The sequence below is a fragment of the Mesorhizobium sp. M7A.F.Ca.ET.027.02.1.1 genome (genome assembly GCF_004022985.1).
In the GTDB taxonomy this organism is placed as follows: Bacteria; Pseudomonadota; Alphaproteobacteria; order Rhizobiales; family Rhizobiaceae; genus Mesorhizobium.
In genome coordinates, this window is sequence record NZ_RZOL01000964.1 from 1 (window position 1) to 422 (window position 422).

The 422-nt window shown below is 53.8% G+C and carries 1 pseudogene; it reads left to right on the plus strand.

Annotated features, from left to right (window positions below):
* Window positions 1-422, plus strand: a pseudogene (locus tag EN749_RS37245) (NAD(P)/FAD-dependent oxidoreductase); the annotation flags it as partial.

The window sequence follows — 422 nt, forward strand, 5'->3', positions numbered from 1 at the left end:
CGCATAAGCTCTCCACCATTAAAAAGGGGCGAATATTTATTACCGTCTCTTTCCCGGAAACGCCGAATGTTCCCCATCAGTGCGGCATCGCCCCAATTGAAACCACGCTGATGGTTGACGACTATCTTCGCCAGCGCGGCGTACGTAATCAGGTTGAGATTGTTTATACCTATCCGACCGTCGCGCAGCTGCTGCGAAACTGTCTGTTCCTGCAGCGTCCGGTTGGAGAGGCGCTAGGCGATATTTTTGCTGCCAAAGGAATACAGCACCAGCGCGGCTTTACCTTAAGCCATGTCGATCCTGACAGCAAAATTGCCTATTCCGCCGAGGGCGACTCGCAGAACTTCGACATCCTGATGGCAACGCCTCCCATCAGAGCGGTCGAAGCGGTGCGTAATACGGGACTCAGTGAGGTTCAGAAC